The 14,974-nt window shown below is 59.0% G+C and carries 12 protein-coding genes and 1 pseudogene; 4 read left to right on the forward strand and 9 right to left on the reverse strand.

All coding sequences use genetic code 11. From position 1 onward, the window contains the following. Nucleotides 1-887: 887 nt before the first annotated feature. The gene (locus tag AC0L30_RS40830) at nucleotides 888-1,640 is read right to left on the reverse strand and encodes a flagellar biosynthesis protein FlhF (protein WP_009859302.1); all 753 of its coding nucleotides are present in this window, start codon (nucleotides 1,638-1,640) and stop codon (nucleotides 888-890) included. A gap of 520 nt (nucleotides 1,641-2,160) precedes the next feature. Here AC0L30_RS40830 and AC0L30_RS40835 point away from each other — a divergent pair. Then, entirely contained in the window at nucleotides 2,161-2,499 is a 339-nt protein-coding gene (locus tag AC0L30_RS40835; RefSeq protein WP_009859303.1) for an H-NS histone family protein, read from the forward strand. Nucleotides 2,500-2,557: 58 nt separating this feature from the next. Here AC0L30_RS40835 and AC0L30_RS40840 read toward each other — a convergent pair whose 3' ends face one another. After that, nucleotides 2,558-2,836, reverse strand: a complete 279-nt coding sequence (locus tag AC0L30_RS40840; RefSeq protein WP_009859304.1) for a hypothetical protein — start codon at nucleotides 2,834-2,836, stop codon at nucleotides 2,558-2,560. 41 nt (nucleotides 2,837-2,877) lie between these two features. On the opposite strand from AC0L30_RS40840, the gene AC0L30_RS40845 reads away from it, so the two are divergent. Then, a complete protein-coding gene (locus AC0L30_RS40845; protein WP_354202318.1) occupies nucleotides 2,878-3,276 on the forward strand; it encodes a hypothetical protein in 399 nt (132 codons plus the stop codon). A gap of 1,697 nt (nucleotides 3,277-4,973) precedes the next feature. Beyond that, entirely contained in the window at nucleotides 4,974-8,354 is a 3,381-nt protein-coding gene (locus AC0L30_RS40850; protein WP_009859247.1) for an AAA family ATPase, read from the forward strand. A 47-nt stretch (nucleotides 8,355-8,401) separates the two neighbouring features. Here the strand turns inward: AC0L30_RS40850 and AC0L30_RS40855 are convergent, their stop codons facing one another. The 5 genes from AC0L30_RS40855 to AC0L30_RS40875 all read right to left on the reverse strand — a co-directional run bounded on the left by AC0L30_RS40855 (nucleotide 8,402) and on the right by AC0L30_RS40875 (nucleotide 13,551). Beyond that, a complete protein-coding gene (locus tag AC0L30_RS40855; RefSeq protein ID WP_473406629.1) occupies nucleotides 8,402-8,593 on the reverse strand; it encodes a hypothetical protein in 192 nt (63 codons plus the stop codon). A 192-nt stretch (nucleotides 8,594-8,785) separates the two neighbouring features. Further along, nucleotides 8,786-10,399, reverse strand: coding sequence for an NAD(P)-binding domain-containing protein (locus AC0L30_RS40860; RefSeq protein ID WP_009859245.1), 1,614 nt, complete (start codon nucleotides 10,397-10,399; stop codon nucleotides 8,786-8,788). A gap of 617 nt (nucleotides 10,400-11,016) precedes the next feature. Further along, a complete protein-coding gene (locus AC0L30_RS40865; RefSeq protein ID WP_354202321.1) occupies nucleotides 11,017-12,066 on the reverse strand; it encodes an HD-GYP domain-containing protein in 1,050 nt (349 codons plus the stop codon). A gap of 88 nt (nucleotides 12,067-12,154) precedes the next feature. Further along, nucleotides 12,155-12,478 carry a PilZ domain-containing protein gene (locus AC0L30_RS40870; RefSeq protein WP_473406630.1) on the reverse strand — a complete coding sequence of 108 codons (324 nt, stop codon included), beginning with the start codon at nucleotides 12,476-12,478 and terminating at the stop codon, nucleotides 12,155-12,157. Further along, the gene (locus AC0L30_RS40875; RefSeq protein ID WP_473406631.1) at nucleotides 12,475-13,551 is read right to left on the reverse strand and encodes a DUF2336 domain-containing protein; all 1,077 of its coding nucleotides are present in this window, start codon (nucleotides 13,549-13,551) and stop codon (nucleotides 12,475-12,477) included. Before AC0L30_RS40875 ends, AC0L30_RS40870 begins: the two co-directional genes overlap by 4 nt. Nucleotides 13,552-13,902: 351 nt before the next feature. On the opposite strand from AC0L30_RS40875, the gene AC0L30_RS40880 reads away from it, so the two are divergent. Then, nucleotides 13,903-14,286, forward strand: a complete 384-nt coding sequence (locus tag AC0L30_RS40880) for a hypothetical protein (protein WP_009859240.1) — start codon at nucleotides 13,903-13,905, stop codon at nucleotides 14,284-14,286. Nucleotides 14,287-14,409: 123 nt separating this feature from the next. Here the strand turns inward: AC0L30_RS40880 and AC0L30_RS40885 are convergent, their stop codons facing one another. Both AC0L30_RS40885 and AC0L30_RS40890 read right to left on the reverse strand, forming a co-directional pair. Continuing rightward, entirely contained in the window at nucleotides 14,410-14,562 is a 153-nt protein-coding gene (locus AC0L30_RS40885; RefSeq protein ID WP_009859239.1) for a hypothetical protein, read from the reverse strand. Nucleotides 14,563-14,574: 12 nt separating this feature from the next. Continuing rightward, nucleotides 14,575-14,974 (reverse strand): annotated as a pseudogene (locus AC0L30_RS40890) (hypothetical protein); the annotation flags it as partial.

Here is a 14,974-nt window from a genome sequence, read left to right on the forward strand (position 1 = left end):
CCGAACGTCCTCTGGCGGCTGGCGATGTGATGCTCGCCCAGAAGATCGCGCTCGAAACCGACGAAGCCGCAGTGCTCACGCTTGCCCACCGGTTTTCTCTGAGACTGCCGTCTCTGCCCCGAGTAGTGCGGCGTGCTTACTAGGTCGCCCATGGGCGGGGCCGCCGACCGAGGGGACGGCGACCCCTCGCCGCGAATGCGCCGATACGCGAAACGAGGACGACTTCGCGACTGCATCCAGCATCTGCGCTGGGCCGGATCGGCGCAAGAACGTCCGTGCGTTAGTGTTACTTGGGCCGCGGCCTAACTACGTTTGGCCGCTTCGTGGATCGGCCTCGTGAGACGATTTCGTCAACAATTCGCAGCGTCCGAGCGAATTCAGACCGAAGATGTCGAGCGTGCGCCGCATCTTTTGGCTCCCAGAGAAAAGCAATCTTCACGAGAAAGCGGTTCAATCGCGATGTGACGAGAAGATTGTCAGAATGTTGCGAGCGCAGACGACTATAGCCCGCGTTGTCAGCAATGCATAGCGCATGGTCGATTCGAGATTGTCGGTGTCCTTATTCGCCCCGTACAGAAGAGCTGGCGAATGCATTTGAGGAAGCCGATCGCCTTGCTAAAGCTGCACGTCGTGCTCGCCATATTTGCTAGGCTCGACGTCTCGCCGCTTGCTCGTCAATACAGTCAAGCTTTGCTGCGCAGATCACTTGCCGCAGTCCACCACGAACACTTTGTACCCGCATGATGGCAGTCCCATCCAAAAAGGGGATCGTCAGGTTAATCGAATGTCCGTCTAAGGCAGCGCCGAACTGAGTGCAGGCGCGCGGAACCTTTGTACGCGTGGCAATTCGGCTATAACGGCGTGAACTCATCGATCGCGGGGCTGCGTCAACTAACCCGCTCAGTGTACGCGCATCGGTGGCGTAGCTTTACCGTCTGCCGAACCGTGCGGTTCGAGCTTAAAATCGAAAAGCCCCCCAGCGTCATCAGCAGCACACCTAACGAGGTTACCGTCCAGCTGCGCGGCTCGTCGCGCACCTCTTCATTGTGCGCGGCCATCGGGATAGCTGGAGGTGAGTCGGCTCGCGCGGCCGCGGCAAGCTTCTCCACGTCAACTTGGGGCGGCACGGAGTGCTCGGGCGTGAGCTGGGTGATAGGAAGATCCGCGACGGGTCGCGCCGGCATGGGGGCCGGCGTGCCCGCATCGAAAACAGAAGCGGCATCGGCCACCTTGAGTTCGCGTGCCGGCGGCGTCGGCTGAGCCCCCTCGGCCGCCGATGAGCTTGGCAACTCCGCGCGCGCATCGATCACGGGGCTCGCCCTTTGCTGCTCGGCCTCGTTCTCGACGGAGCTGGCGGCGCGGTTGGCCACACGACCATGAGCCGGTTGTCGCACCGTCACGGTGCCTTCGGCTAGGAACCAGCATTTGCGGTGGCCGTCCCGCCGATAGACCCAGTGCTGGCGTGGGCCATGCGAGTTGCCGGGCCGCGGCAAGCATTCCGGCTGCACCAATGAGGTTGCAGCGGGCTCGCGCGGAGCAATATTGAACAAGTTAGTAATAGGGTCGGAGCACGCTGGTGTCGCCGGAAGACCTCCGACAAGGACTAAACCGGCGAAGTAAAATCGCAAATGACGGGACATCGAAAACTCCCGGTGCTGCGCCCCCTACTCGGCACGAGCCTTCGCGGCGACATGGGCTCCGATGCGGCTTAAATCTGGCAACGTGATGGATTAATTGTGCTCCTGGCCATCCGAGTTAACAGGCCATCCAACACTCTTCGGTTGCAAAACGGGCAGCGCGTTCAATTAAGTCGAGCCACATGCGTTACGTGGGGCGTCGATCCCGCTCGCGATCCGCGACGCGGCCGCCCGGTTGATCACTCGCTGCGGTGTTTGCGCTCACCTTCGCAATGGCAATGTGGAAGCGCAACTGGTCGAGCGGTAGGTTGTGGATAATACGATGCCGGTGTGCGGGCCGGGGTGAGGATTCGCCTGGCACCAAATTAAATGCTCCGTCACGATATTACCGCCATCGCGCCTTTCTCCCGTTTACCTCCTCATTTAAATGTGGATTGTACGACGACTATATAACTGATGGCTTGTCTGCTCCTTCATTCTCGACTTGTCTGCCTGGGCCTTCCCCCAAGAGTTGGATCGAGCGATGAACACCGAGCATTTCAATTCGCTTTCCCTTGACGAACTTTGGATACTTCACCAACAGGTCGCCGCCACCCTCAGTCAGAAAATTTTGGTGCAAAAAGCACGGTTGGAGGAGCGGCTCCACAAAATTGGACTGGCCGAGAAAGCTGTACGGTTCGATCGTAAGCGCCGTCCATACCCGCCCGTTCGCCCCAAATATAGCAACCCAAAGAACCCGGCGGAGACATGGTCCGGCCGCGGCAGACTGCCTCGATGGCTGCGGCCGCAGCTTCGAGGTGGCCGGAAGTTGGACGATTTCCTAATCGACCAGGCTTCGGTTCAAAAGCGGCAGACAAATTGAGCGCCGCGATCACATTGGGAAGAAGGCCCACTGCAATGATTACGACGGATGTCCAAGATCAGGCCATAGCCGCGAAGATGACCGGATAATTGACTTCGAGAGGCAATCGGCCAGACTGCACGTCAATAGTGAGCAAAGCAGATTGCACCGCATCGCTGGTGCCGGACACATGATCCATCAGTCCGCGACCGCCGAGGTGATGGCAGCCGTCGACGAGGCCGCTGCATTCATGAATAGCGATCAGCCAAAGAATGCCGCCCCCGGGCGATCCATAGCAGACTAAGCAAAGCCGCGCGGCGACGGAGCTTACGGGCCACCGGCAGCCACTCTTCTGCAACTGGCCTCCCGTCCCCGCCAGGCAGCTTCGGAGACTCGATCGTGTTCAATCTCTACTCCATGAAGAGAAACGTGCACGCGACCCGTCGCCTGTTCGCCCCGCTCAACAGCAGCGTTGGCAACTTGCCCAGCATGCCCGGCATCTTCCCGGACTGCCCCGCCCCCTCGTCCGCAATGTGCCTGCGGCGGTGGCCCACAAAGGGAAGCGGGATTGGGTCAGCGACGATCTGGACGCACCTGGAGGGGCACGACTGTGTCCGGGTCGCGGTGACCGGAGCGCCGGCTTTGCAGCTTCACCACCTGCTCGAGTTCGAGAGCCTCTATGGCGAGCTCATCTGCCAAGCGTTCGAAAAGTGCGCGCTTTTGCGGGTCGCTCGATCGCCTGCTCATAAGGGCCAAATCCGCGGCATCGGCACGGAGTTTGTCCAATTTTTCCCTTAGGTCCGCCATGGTATCGGCCCCGTCCTAGACCCACCTCGCCATGCGTCACGGGATGCAGGTCAGCGGCGGAACACGCTATGGGTTCTTCGTTAATTGATTGTTAGGCCGATATTCGTGAGCCGAGATGTGTGAACCAGCGCCCGCTGGCCTTGCCGAACGCGTCTGCGGCTATCCGATCAATGCTTCAGTGCGCACACGTGGTCACGAGCAGCATGGTCCGGCTGCATTGCCAATCGGACCCCAACATTGGTTCATGGACTCCACGAGGAGTACCGACGGCCATAGTAGTACCAGCCGCCACCAGAACAGCGGCGGTCAGCGCGAGCATTCGACAGGTTGCCAAGTTCCACTTCATTGCGCTTCCCTCCAGTGGAAGCACGCATGCTAGGCTCAGGAATACCTCCCGCTTGTGAACTACTTCACACGGCCTTCCCTAACAGTCATCACAGTCGCGTACAGCAAGCACGCTGCGTCAACCGGCGGCCCTCGAGGCGCTAGGCCCCCGAGGCGCAGTCATACGTGATGCTGCAGTCCCCAGAAGGCGATCAGCAGAAGGGCTGCGGCCCCAATTTCCAGCAATAGGAGAATGGCTTCCAGCATGACGAATCAAGCCCCGCCCAAGGGAATCATACACATGGGTGAAACTTAGTCATCGTGGACTGGCCTGCCCCGGGCCCGATCTGATCAAAGAAAAACCCGCCGGCCTAGGTCCGCCGGGTTCTCAATTCCCATTCCTATCCCAGTGCTCGTCACCAGTCCGCGATAGGACCTGTTCTAGCGCTGGGCGATTGACGGTGTGTTACTTGCGCATCGCGCACCACCGGGCAAACCTGAGCCGCTGGAGCGCCTATACGGCACGGATCAGGCGCATTCCGACTTCAGGTGGTGCCCGGGAAGCTCCTGCCTCCTCAGGCCACCTGCCCTTCGTTGAGGATGGGACGGACCAGTCTGCTGCGTTTTTCAGGTAGGCCGCGGCGAGGCATCCAGCGCCAACTCGCGCTATGTGTTCGCCGCCAACGAGACACCACGTCGCAGTCAACGTCTTCGATAGATCACGCCTTCGGACTGTCCCATACTCCAGGCGATTCCGACCATGATTTGGATCAAACAGAGCGAGAGCTTCAATTGGTTGAACTCTCTTATGAGCAAGAGCAGCTGTAGCGATCGAGCTCGAGCTGGCATTGGCAGATTTAACTCGTAGCAAGTCGCCGTAGAAATTCATGCCGACTCCCAGGCAGTCAACTGAAATCTGTCCCATTCCAACTACTTGCCGTGGAGAGTCTAGAGGAGTGGATGTCCTCTGGCTTTCTATGATTGAACTTCAAACGCCTTAACGGCGGCGAGCTTCCCCAATCTGCCGGTTGAGCGGTCGACCAATTCGGACTCCTGATCAACATGGAGACTGCGGAGCGCTCGACATCACCGTGCCACCCTCGTCGCTGACCATGGGATCTCCTCATGAGCGATGTAGGGACAGAAACGACAGCCACAGCCGTCGGACGGAACACTTACCATGCTTCAAGAGGTATTTAGGTGCGACGAATTGCGAGGCTGTTCACATATACAGGCCAGACAGCATGCTATTGTCGGTGCGATAAGACCGAACTGCTTTGAATGGATATTCGAATGCGATGAAGTAGCCGAACCAAGGTTTGGCTCTGACATGCTGAAACTTTCGTACACACCAGGGTCCGGCCATGGAAATCAAGACTTGGCTGAGAAGGCTAGGGCTGGGACAGCATGAGTCCCTGTTCATCGCGAATGCCATCGATTGCGATGTGTTGCCGCAATTGACAGAAGGCGACTTCGAAAAGATCGGCATCCCACTTGGCGACCGCAAGCGCCTGATGAATGCGATCAGTGCGCTTCCCTCAAGCCCTCCCTCGGCTGATGCGAATACTGCAGTTGCGCAGTACGCGGAACGCCGCCACCTCACGGTGATGATCTGTGACTTAGTCGGTTCGACCGCTTTGACGGCACGGCTTGATCCGGAAGATATGGGCGCCGTCATAGATGCCTATCACGCTGCTTGTGCTCGCATCACGCGCTCCTATGACGGCTTTCTCGCCGACTTTCGCGGCGACGGCATCCTTGCGTATTTCGGCTATCCCATTGCGCACGAGGACGATCCCGAACGAACGGTGCGAGCTGCACTGGATATCATTGCTGCCGTCGCACGGCTCGAAACCCGCGCAGGAGAACCTCTCGCCGTGCGTATCGGCATCGCCACCGGCATGGTGGTAGTCGGCGACCTGGGTGGCGAGGGTAAGCTTCGGGAGCATTCCGTCGTTGGGGGCGCTCCTAATATCGCGGCTCGCGTGCAAGCCTTGGTAGAGCCGAATACAGTGGTCGTCGCTGATTCGACGCGCCGTCTCCTTGGCGATATCTTTAATCTTCGCGATCTTGGGGCCCACCAGCTCAAGGGCATCAGCGCGCCCGTCTGCGCGTGGGCCGTTCAGGGCCTCTCCGCTTCCGAGAGCCGCTTTGAAGCGGTGCGTCCGGCAGAGCGCGCCCATCTCATCGGCCGCGATTCCGAGTTGGAGTTCCTGTTGGAACGTCAGCGTTTGGCTCGCACCGGCGAAGGCCAGATTGTTCTCCTCTCCGGCGAGCCGGGTATCGGGAAATCGCGCCTAGCAGCCGCTCTGGCTGAGCGTGCAGCTAAGCATCAACCACAGATGCAATTTCGTTATCAGTGCTCGCCTTATCACGCCAACAGCGCACTTCATCCCGTGGTCGAGCAGTTGGAAAGGAGCGCCGGGTTTAAGGCGGACGATTCGGCCGAGATGCGGCTTGACAAGCTGGAGGCGCTGCTCGCGCTGAGAGCGACGCAAGTTCAGACGGTGGTACCCCTTTTTGCCGCGCTGCTATCGATTCCGTGCGAGGATCGTTATCCGAAACTGCAGCTAAGCCCCGCCCAGCAGCGTCGCCGAACGCTTGCCGCGCTCCTCGATCAATTCGAGAGCCGTTCGCGCAAACAGCCGATCTTCTTGCTCCTCGAAGATGTTCAGTGGGCCGACGACACCACCCTCGAATTGCTCGACCTCGTCGTAGAGCGAGCCCGACAGTTGCCTATTCTTGCGCTGGTTACCTTTCGACCAGAGTTCGAGCCTCCCTGGACTGGTCTTGCAAATGTCGGAAGCCTGATCCTCGGACGGCTCAACCCAGATGATGTCAAAGGTGTGGCCACGCAGGTGGCTAACGGTCGCGCGCTTCCGATCGACGTGATGAAGGAGATCGTCACAAAGACTGACGGAAACCCGCTCTTTGTGGAGGAACTCACAAAGGCTGTCATCGAAGCAGGCATCCTGGTTGAATATCAGGATCGCTATCAGCTCAGGGGGCCGTTACCGCCTTTCGCCATCCCGGAAACCCTCCATGACTCCCTGATGGCGCGGCTCGACCGCCTGCACTCGGTGAAGGAGATCGCCCAGATCGGCGCCACCATCGGTCGCGAATTTTCCTATTCCTTGATGCTGGCTGTGGTAGCTCGAGAGGACCCATGGTTGCAGCATTCCCTCGCCGAACTCGAGGAGGCCGGACTTATTTTCCGCCAAGGTGAGCTGCCGGATGCAATGTACAGCTTCAAGCACGCATTGGTCAGGGATGCGGCTTACCAAAGCCTGCTGAAGAGACGGCGACGGCAACTTCATGCTCAGATAGCGCGCGCCCTAGAGAACGGATTCAAGGATGCCGTCGTGAACGACCCTGAAATCCTTGCGCACCATTTCACCGAAGCCGGCATGCTCGAGCAAGCGACGGACTATTGGCTCAAGGCTGGAAAGCGCGCGCTCGGCCGCTCTTCCAATGCCGAGGCCGTAAAACATCTCACGCGAGGAATGGAGCTAACCCAGCAACTGCCGAGCTCGCCACAACGGGACCGCAAAGAATTAGATTTTTATCTGGCCCTTGGGCCTGCAGTTGCCGCGACTGAGGGTGATGCCGCGCCTGAAACGTCGCGGGTCTTCTCACGGGCTCGCGCGCTGCTTGGCGAAAGCGCCAGCCTAGAAGAACGGATGACGATCCTGTGGGGCAACTACCTAGCCCACTTCATGCGCGCGGAGTATGGCTCAGCGCTGGAGGACGCCCGGCACTGCCTCGCGTTGGCCACAGAGTATGAGCATCCCGGCGTGTCCGTCCTAGCCACACGGTTCATTGGGCAGTCGTTGCATTTCACGGGTGCCTTCGCCGATGCACGCCAACACCTCGATCGCGCCCTCGCACTATGCGCAACCAATCCAGCCACGATCTCGACCTATCGCCGCTTCGGAGTCGATGACGCGGTGAATAGCCTGGCGTGGCTCTCGACGACGCTATTGGTCCTTGGCTATCCTAAACAGTCTACAACAATCGTCGAGCGCACAGAGACTCTTGCCCGAACGAGAGAACAAAGCTTTACGACAGCCCTGGCTCTGGGGAACATAGCCGTTTTGGGCACAATCGGCGGCGACGCAAAGCGCGCCTTGGCTCACGCCGACGAGGCGATATCGCTCAGCATCGAGCATGAATTTGCGGCAATCGAACGAAGAGCACGTTTTTTCCGTGGAGCACTGTTAGCCCAAGCAGGAGACCTTCAAGTCGGGATTGAACTGATGCGCAACGCCTTGGCGGCAACTTACCGCAACTCTGAGCGATGCCGCCGCACTGTGTACTTGGGCCATCTCGCCTTCGCCCATGCCCAGCTCGGAGAACCTGAAGTCGGACTCCGTCTGCTGGACGAAGGCGTTCAGCTGGCCGAAGCAACAGGTGAGAGGTTCTTTGAGGCCGAGCTGTACCGTCTTAGGGGCAGCATCAACCTAATACTCGGGAGGCGTGACCAGGCAGAGGTCGAACTGAAGCGAGCAGTGGCCATTGCGCGGCAACAGCAAGCCCGCTGGTGGGAGTTGCGTGCCTCGATCTGCCTCGCGCGGCATTGGTGTAACGAAGGCAGATATTTCGAAGCTACGTCCCTCGCAAAACCAATATACTCTTGGTTTACCGACGGTCGGGATATGCCCGATCTGGAAGATGCCAGGAATCTCGTGGACGAATTAAGCTCAATTTCAGCACCGAAAGAGAAGCCAGATCACGGCAAATGCTAGCCAACGCCGCCCAACATCATGGCCGGCGCAAATTGATTAGCGCCCGATCAACGCCTGCCCTTCGACTGCTTTCGAGACTTCCGACCCGTTCGTTTAAGCTTGCTAAGGGCGCTCTCGACATCCTTGATCGCCTTTTTGAGCTGATCCTCACGCTTCCCGAGAATGGTTTTGAGTTCTCTCCGCTGCTTGGCGGTCAATGTAGTAAAATCGATCACTTTCGTAAATGCGATGAAGGCCATTGCTAACCTCACGATGATGGTGGTCGTCAGGCGGTGATCACTACGTGCAAGGCAACAAACTACAATATTCTCCAATACGACCTTTAGTCAAACGGCATTTCCACAATACTCAATTGGCTTTCTGTCCACGGAGCATCCGTCGAGCGTAGAATAGATCGTCGCGTCGCACCTCGCGAGCATAAAGTCGCTATGTCACCTCCCCTTTTTCTTCTTGAGCTGCGTCGTTCGCGGCGGGCGCTTCGTTGGGGCAGGTCGGGCGGACTTTGCAGCCGGAGATTCGTGCTGTGGCGTTGATCGTAGCAACAAGCCACGCAGCGTGGCAAACTGGTGCTGATCCAGCTGATTGGCGAAGCTGTCGAAATTAGCAGCGTCACTGCCAAGCTGGCTCAGCCAAACAAACGCATTGTCCAAGGTCCGCAGCTCAGGCGTCTGATATGACAGCAGATCGCGGTAATAATTGGCCGAGTCGTCGCAAAACAGATCACGCGCGATTCCGTTTACCAGCCGCCGCACTCCATACTTTATACCCGTGATGGCCGCTCCTGATATGCCGTGGCTCAGAAACGCTCCGAACGTGAAGTTGTGTATTCCTCTAAGGAACGGAGCGGCGCCGCGGTGCCGCTCCGTGAATTCAAAGGTGTCACCCAAATAGGGATAGCGTGCGAGTGACTCGCTTTCCTCGCCCGATGGAGGCGTGAAGCGGTCGCGCCAAAGGGCTATTTGTTCAAAAAATAGGGCGAGCTCGGGACGCGCTGAGAGATCCGGTTCGACACCGCTCGCAAAAATCATGAAGTCGAATTCGAATCTGCGATTCCTGCTTCGAACCCTTGCAGTACCGCAAGCTTCGTCGATGGAAGTCCATGCGCAGTCGGGGTGCCAGGCGAAATTCTCAAACTCGCGGCATCGCCAATAAGCGTCTTGTGTGGGGGGGACCGGAAGCTCGTCAAGAATGTGGCGCATGAACCGCCAGCGGTCCAGGTCCGTCAGCTCACCGAAGTGGCCCAACATACCGGCAAAATTCATCCAAGTGAGTGGGTTGACCCGCGGCATCTCCGAACGGCGGAAGCAAAGGTCTACTCGCGCCGCGCCCGCCTCAAGCGCGAGAGCTGCGTTGTCAAAGGCCGATGCCCCGGCACCAAGGACGCCAATGCGTTTTCCCGTAAGCTTGCGAAAATCGATATCATCGGCCGAATGTGCATAAAGATCTTCCGACAAATCAGCGACCAGAAACTTAGGAGCGGCCCACCTGCCACTTCCCTCAAAGCCTGTCGCAAGAATGATCTTTCTTGCATATACCCGCTCAATCCCTTCGGAACGACGAAGATGGGCAAGGAAGATACCATCCGCCGGTTCAATCAAGATTAGTTCGACCTCGTTCTCAACCGGGAGATCCAGAACGTCTCGGTACCAATCCAGATAAGAACGCCATACCTCCTGAGGGAGGGTATCTATGCGACCCCATGCTCGCCGCCCAAATTTTTCCTCGTACCAGGCCCGTACCGTTAGACTCGGGACGCCGAAATCAATTCCAGTCACCTCCTTCGGCGTGCGCAACCGTTCCATCCGAGCGAAACTGCGCCAAGGTCCTTCGAAACCGCGTGGGCGGCGATCGATGATCCTGAAGTTTGTTATGCGCTCAAGCCTCAAACCGAACGCGATTCCCAGTCCGCTCTGTCCAGCGCCGACAATCAGCACGTCCAGAACCGGTACTCCGTCTACAAATCGCGGGACTGTCCACTCCCGAGCCGGATAGTCCAAATAAGTCAGCTCGCGTCGAACGCGCTTCGTGAGTTGGGACACGCTCATGGGACGTTCCTGCCGATGCGCTCTTGTAGACGTGATGTTTGCATGCTTGCAGTTCGGCTTAGTTCTGTCCCTTTATAACAGGTCCGAGTGCAGAAAATCGACCGCCCGACTGCCATTGGGTTTTGCACGCACCGATTTTGGCCCGCTACACAGCGGACTACTTCTTCTGCGGTCACTCAATGCTGGTCCACGTGACATCGAGCCATCATTTGCCTCCGATCGTGAGACACGCAACATCGACATTCACCGCGCGTATCCGTGACGATCCGATCGTTAACGGACCGAAAGACTCAGGCTAGCTCGCCAGCAGGTAGCCCCCGAGCGGCGAGCTTAGTTGCGGTCCTGACGAGGTCCCTGCCCGCCAATCGACATAGTGCCGAATTACACGGGTCCATTCATAGCTCGTCACCGTAGCTTTTTGCGCGAGCTCCGCCCGGATCGTCAAAACTTGCAATGAGTTCAACGTTTTGGCTAGCGTTGAGCTCCGGGAACGGAAATCATCGGCGCCGGTCAGGATGTCCAAGATGGGCCCAGAAGCCGAAGTGCATGGAAATAAGACCGCCTCCGATCAGCCTTGAGTGAGACGTGGAATATTCCTGCATAGGCTCGAGCAGAATTCATCTGCTAAGCGCGACATCCTTGAAAGAGGCGACTAGCGCCCTCTCCAGCTTTCCCCTGATGCCGCAGAGAATCTCGTACGCCGCCGCGCGTGGCATTGTCGGTTTGTACGGCCGGTGTTCGATCAGCGCCGCAAAGATATCCGAAATGGTCAGAATGCGCACGATGTCGGTGATGTTCTCGGCGCAGAGGCCGTCAGGATAGCCGCTGCCATCGAGATATTCGTGATGATGCCGGACCGCATCGAGGACTTCGGGTGAGATGTCCACGTGCCCTTTCAGCACATCGTAACCCACCGCCGGGTGAGTTTCGACCAACGTTCGCTCCTCGTCGTCGAGGCGTCCTGGCTTGTCCAGGATCGCCAAGGGCACCCTCGCCTTTCCTATGTCGTGGAACATGGCAGCAGTGGAGAGCCGTTCAAGGTCACTTTTACGGAAACCGAGGCTGAGGCCGAAATCGACCGCGACGCCGGTCACGAGCAGGCAGTGCTGGAACGTTCCCTCGTGATGGCGCCGCACCGTGGCCAGCCATTCGGATAGCCCATGCTCGGAAATCCGGTTGGTGATCTTGCGTCCGGCCTCTTTGGGACCGGCGACGTCGACCCGCTCCCCGAGGGTGATGGAGGTGAACATCGACGCAATCGCGGTTGCTGCGGCCTCAACCGCATTGTCAGGCTGCGAGATGCCGCTCGTCGACCCAGTCTCTTCGCCGGCTGGATCGGCCAAAGCGGCCAGGAGCTTGGCCGGCTCGATCTTGCCAGACAACACCAACGTTGCGCCGAGCGCATAAGCTTGCGAGATGCAAACGTGCGAGGTTTGCTCGACGAGGAAGATGCGCTTCTTTGCTATGGCGAACCGGGCAGCTCTCTTTTTCAGCGCGGCAATGTTTGCGACCGCCCGCAGGTCGGCACGGACGACGACCGCGGCAGCAGCGTGCGGAAGCTTTGCTTCTACATCGAGCCGCTCGCCGGCAACGGTGAACTGCCCTCCAAAAAGCGAGCAGAGCCCGAAGAGCTTCTCGGAAGTGTCGGCCAATACGTGCACGAGCATGACTGGTGCCTTCGTTCGTGGGGTGCCCGGCTGAATGGGCCTCGTCGGTGGTCCAAGGTCATTGGCTCACTTGGATAACACCGCTCGCTCAAGTTGGTTTGTGCGCGCCTCTGTCGCTCGCTGTCGTTTGGGCCTTCTTGCCATTTGCTTGGACAAAGTGGACGCCAGCCGTGGTTCCGTCGATCCAGACCAGCTCGCAACGTCGATAGGCCAGTCCCGTCGACGACAGCAGCATGAAGAACTCCTTGGCCGAGAGAACATCGAGCGACCCTTCGACTTCGATCTTGGCGCCGGTGTTCGAGATATCGAGCAAGACGCAGCTTCGCCGCCAAGTGCCGTCGGAGCCCATCAAGTTCACGGGCTGTCTGTTGTCCATGCGCACCCGAGGCGCCTTGCGACCGTCGAATTTCATTGGTTTCCTGCCGGTCTTGCAGTGCGACCGTGGGCGCCCGCGGAGATTTCTCCCCAACGAACGGACCATTGGCTGGTCGAGAGATGAAGCGTTTCAAACAGCAACTGAGCTCGTGCGCATTCGCCTAGTGAAAGCCCCGCGCCGCGAGTGTTGAGGACCGCCAGCGTGGTCTGCCAATTCAAGCGCGATGCCCGGCACGCCATAACCGGGCCTTCGTAACCGGGCTCTGCCATAACCTGCTCGATGGCCTCAATCGGTGCTGCCGACAGCACCGACAAGGCCGTGAACAGGTTGGCTGTCTCACGCCGGATCGCGAACCGATTGACAGTCGAGTCGCTCAGCTTTCCGCTCCGATTGAGCGATATGATCTCCGGCCTCGCAGCGGCGTACTCAGTGTCGTAAGGTCGCTTCGCTGTCGCTAATACTTGCGAGGACGCGTCTGCGTTGGAAGCCTTAATCGCCGGCCGTGGCGATGCCGACAGCAGCTCCCGAACCACCATGTCCGGGGTGTCTGGCCTCAGTGTCAGCGCTTTCGTGATCTCGTCGTCCTCCACAGCCCTACGGATCAAGTTGGCATAGGCCGCGCCCGAGAATTCAGCGCCCGGATTGCCGATGATGGCCAGACAAGTCTTGCTGCTGCCGCGCTGCAATATTGCCTCAGTCACTGGGCTTTCGATTCTGCGCCGGCCAGCAATGGCGAGACGGTGATCCTCGCTGCCGGACGTCGCGATCGCCACGAGATCGGCCGGCGACAGGGCGGGAGATTTCATAAGGATCGGGACTGCGACCGCCGGATCGTTGCACGAGGCGAGACGTCGCAGGGTCTTCATCGGAGCAGTACCCAGCTCGGCGAGCGTCGTGCTGAGCTCGGCGAGCGTCCCCGGCGCAATCCACGGTGCTAAGCGAATTAGAACGTCGTCAAGCAGGCCGACCTGCGGCTCTTGCAATCGGTTATTACCGTCGACGAGCAGCTCGGTGGTGCGCCAGAGCATGCGCGCACAACGTTCGGATGAGCTCCTCGCGATGGTGGCATCCAACTCAGTAATGAGATCGGCCGCAGAAACTGCCCTCATTGGCTGGCCCCAAATTCATTTTAATATCGCCACGTCAAATCAAACGTATTACGCGCGGAAGTTGTTAAGATTCCTTTATATGCCAAATCGTTACATACGAGAGGCTGTTGTTATTCAACTGAACGGCGGTCATGACAAAACAAAGCCCGGCCGGAGATCGAGTCCCGGCCGGGCCTTGTTGAAGACTGAGCTGTTGGAGAAGGACGGCCCAGTGTCAATACAATGGACAGGCTCGCCCGCGCCTACCTTGATCTACGTCAAGGCACCCCTATCAGAAGGCGCGCTCGATTCCACCGCATGAAGAAGCCAGACCTGGCATTGTGCGCCACGGTCCAACGCAAGGAGCAAGCCATGATAAATCTGAAAGTTCTTGGCGCGTTCGTTATTGCGGCATCCGCCCTGTCCAGCTCTGCTGCACTGGCCCAGGCGGCTCTCTCCAATCCGGACGAATGCCAAGCTGAATTCGCCAACTGCACGGGTCTTGGAACCGGGACTACCCCCGTCTATCGATATCGGCGAACGGCGCATCGCCATCCGGTGGCGGCGGCTGCAACCGTCGGCGGCTGGAGCAATTCCTACGCCATGTCCGGCGGGACGGGGTACGGCGGCGGGATGGGGTACGGCCAGAACGGCTGGTACGGCAACTGGAGTTCGTATGCTACCCGCAACGGCATCACCTGCAGGCCCGGCACCAATTTCAAGGGTGCGGACGGTCTCCAGCATCTCTGCCAATAGGTGATCCGCTAGAGGCTAAATCAGGCGGGCCCAAGTGGCCGTGTGACTCTTGGCCCCAAACCCGACACGCATCCTGTCGGGTTTGGCGTCCTAGGGCAAAGCGGACGCTATTGAGTACACATGTTAAGCCGCAGCCTGCTCATCCCCGCCTATGGCCGCGTTCAGCGCAGCGACCGCCGCGCGAACCTCCTTGCCCGCCATCCTTGCCGCATATTGGCCTGCAAAGCCGAGATATTCGCCTATCTCGCTTAAGGTGCTGTCGGACGACGACGCCATGTCGAGTACCGCTCACACCTTGTGGCGCAGCTGGCCGCGCAAGGTCTCGGTATCCAGCGCGCGAGCCAACTCCCCTTGGGCATCCGGCATCTCAGCATCCCAGCTCCCGGTGTCGGCCTTGTCGCTTGCCCGATGCCGAACCTCGCCGAACCGTTCTTCGGGGCCAACCCAGGCATGGCCGTCCCAGATCTTAACGAGCTTGTTGCCAATCCAGCGCGCCCGTTTGTTTTCGACCGCCCAAATCAGTTGCTTCGCGCTGACGTCCACCATCTCGCGGTCCATATTCGGAAGTACAGGCTGCTCGCCGCTCTCGCCTTCATCATCCCGCACCTCATTGAACTGGCGGTTGACGTGATCCAGCGGGCATGGCGCGGCCTTGTCGCTGATCGTGGTCTTAACCGGTTTGCCGCGG

The sequence above is a fragment of the Bradyrhizobium sp. MI1.11 genome (assembly GCF_055811255.1).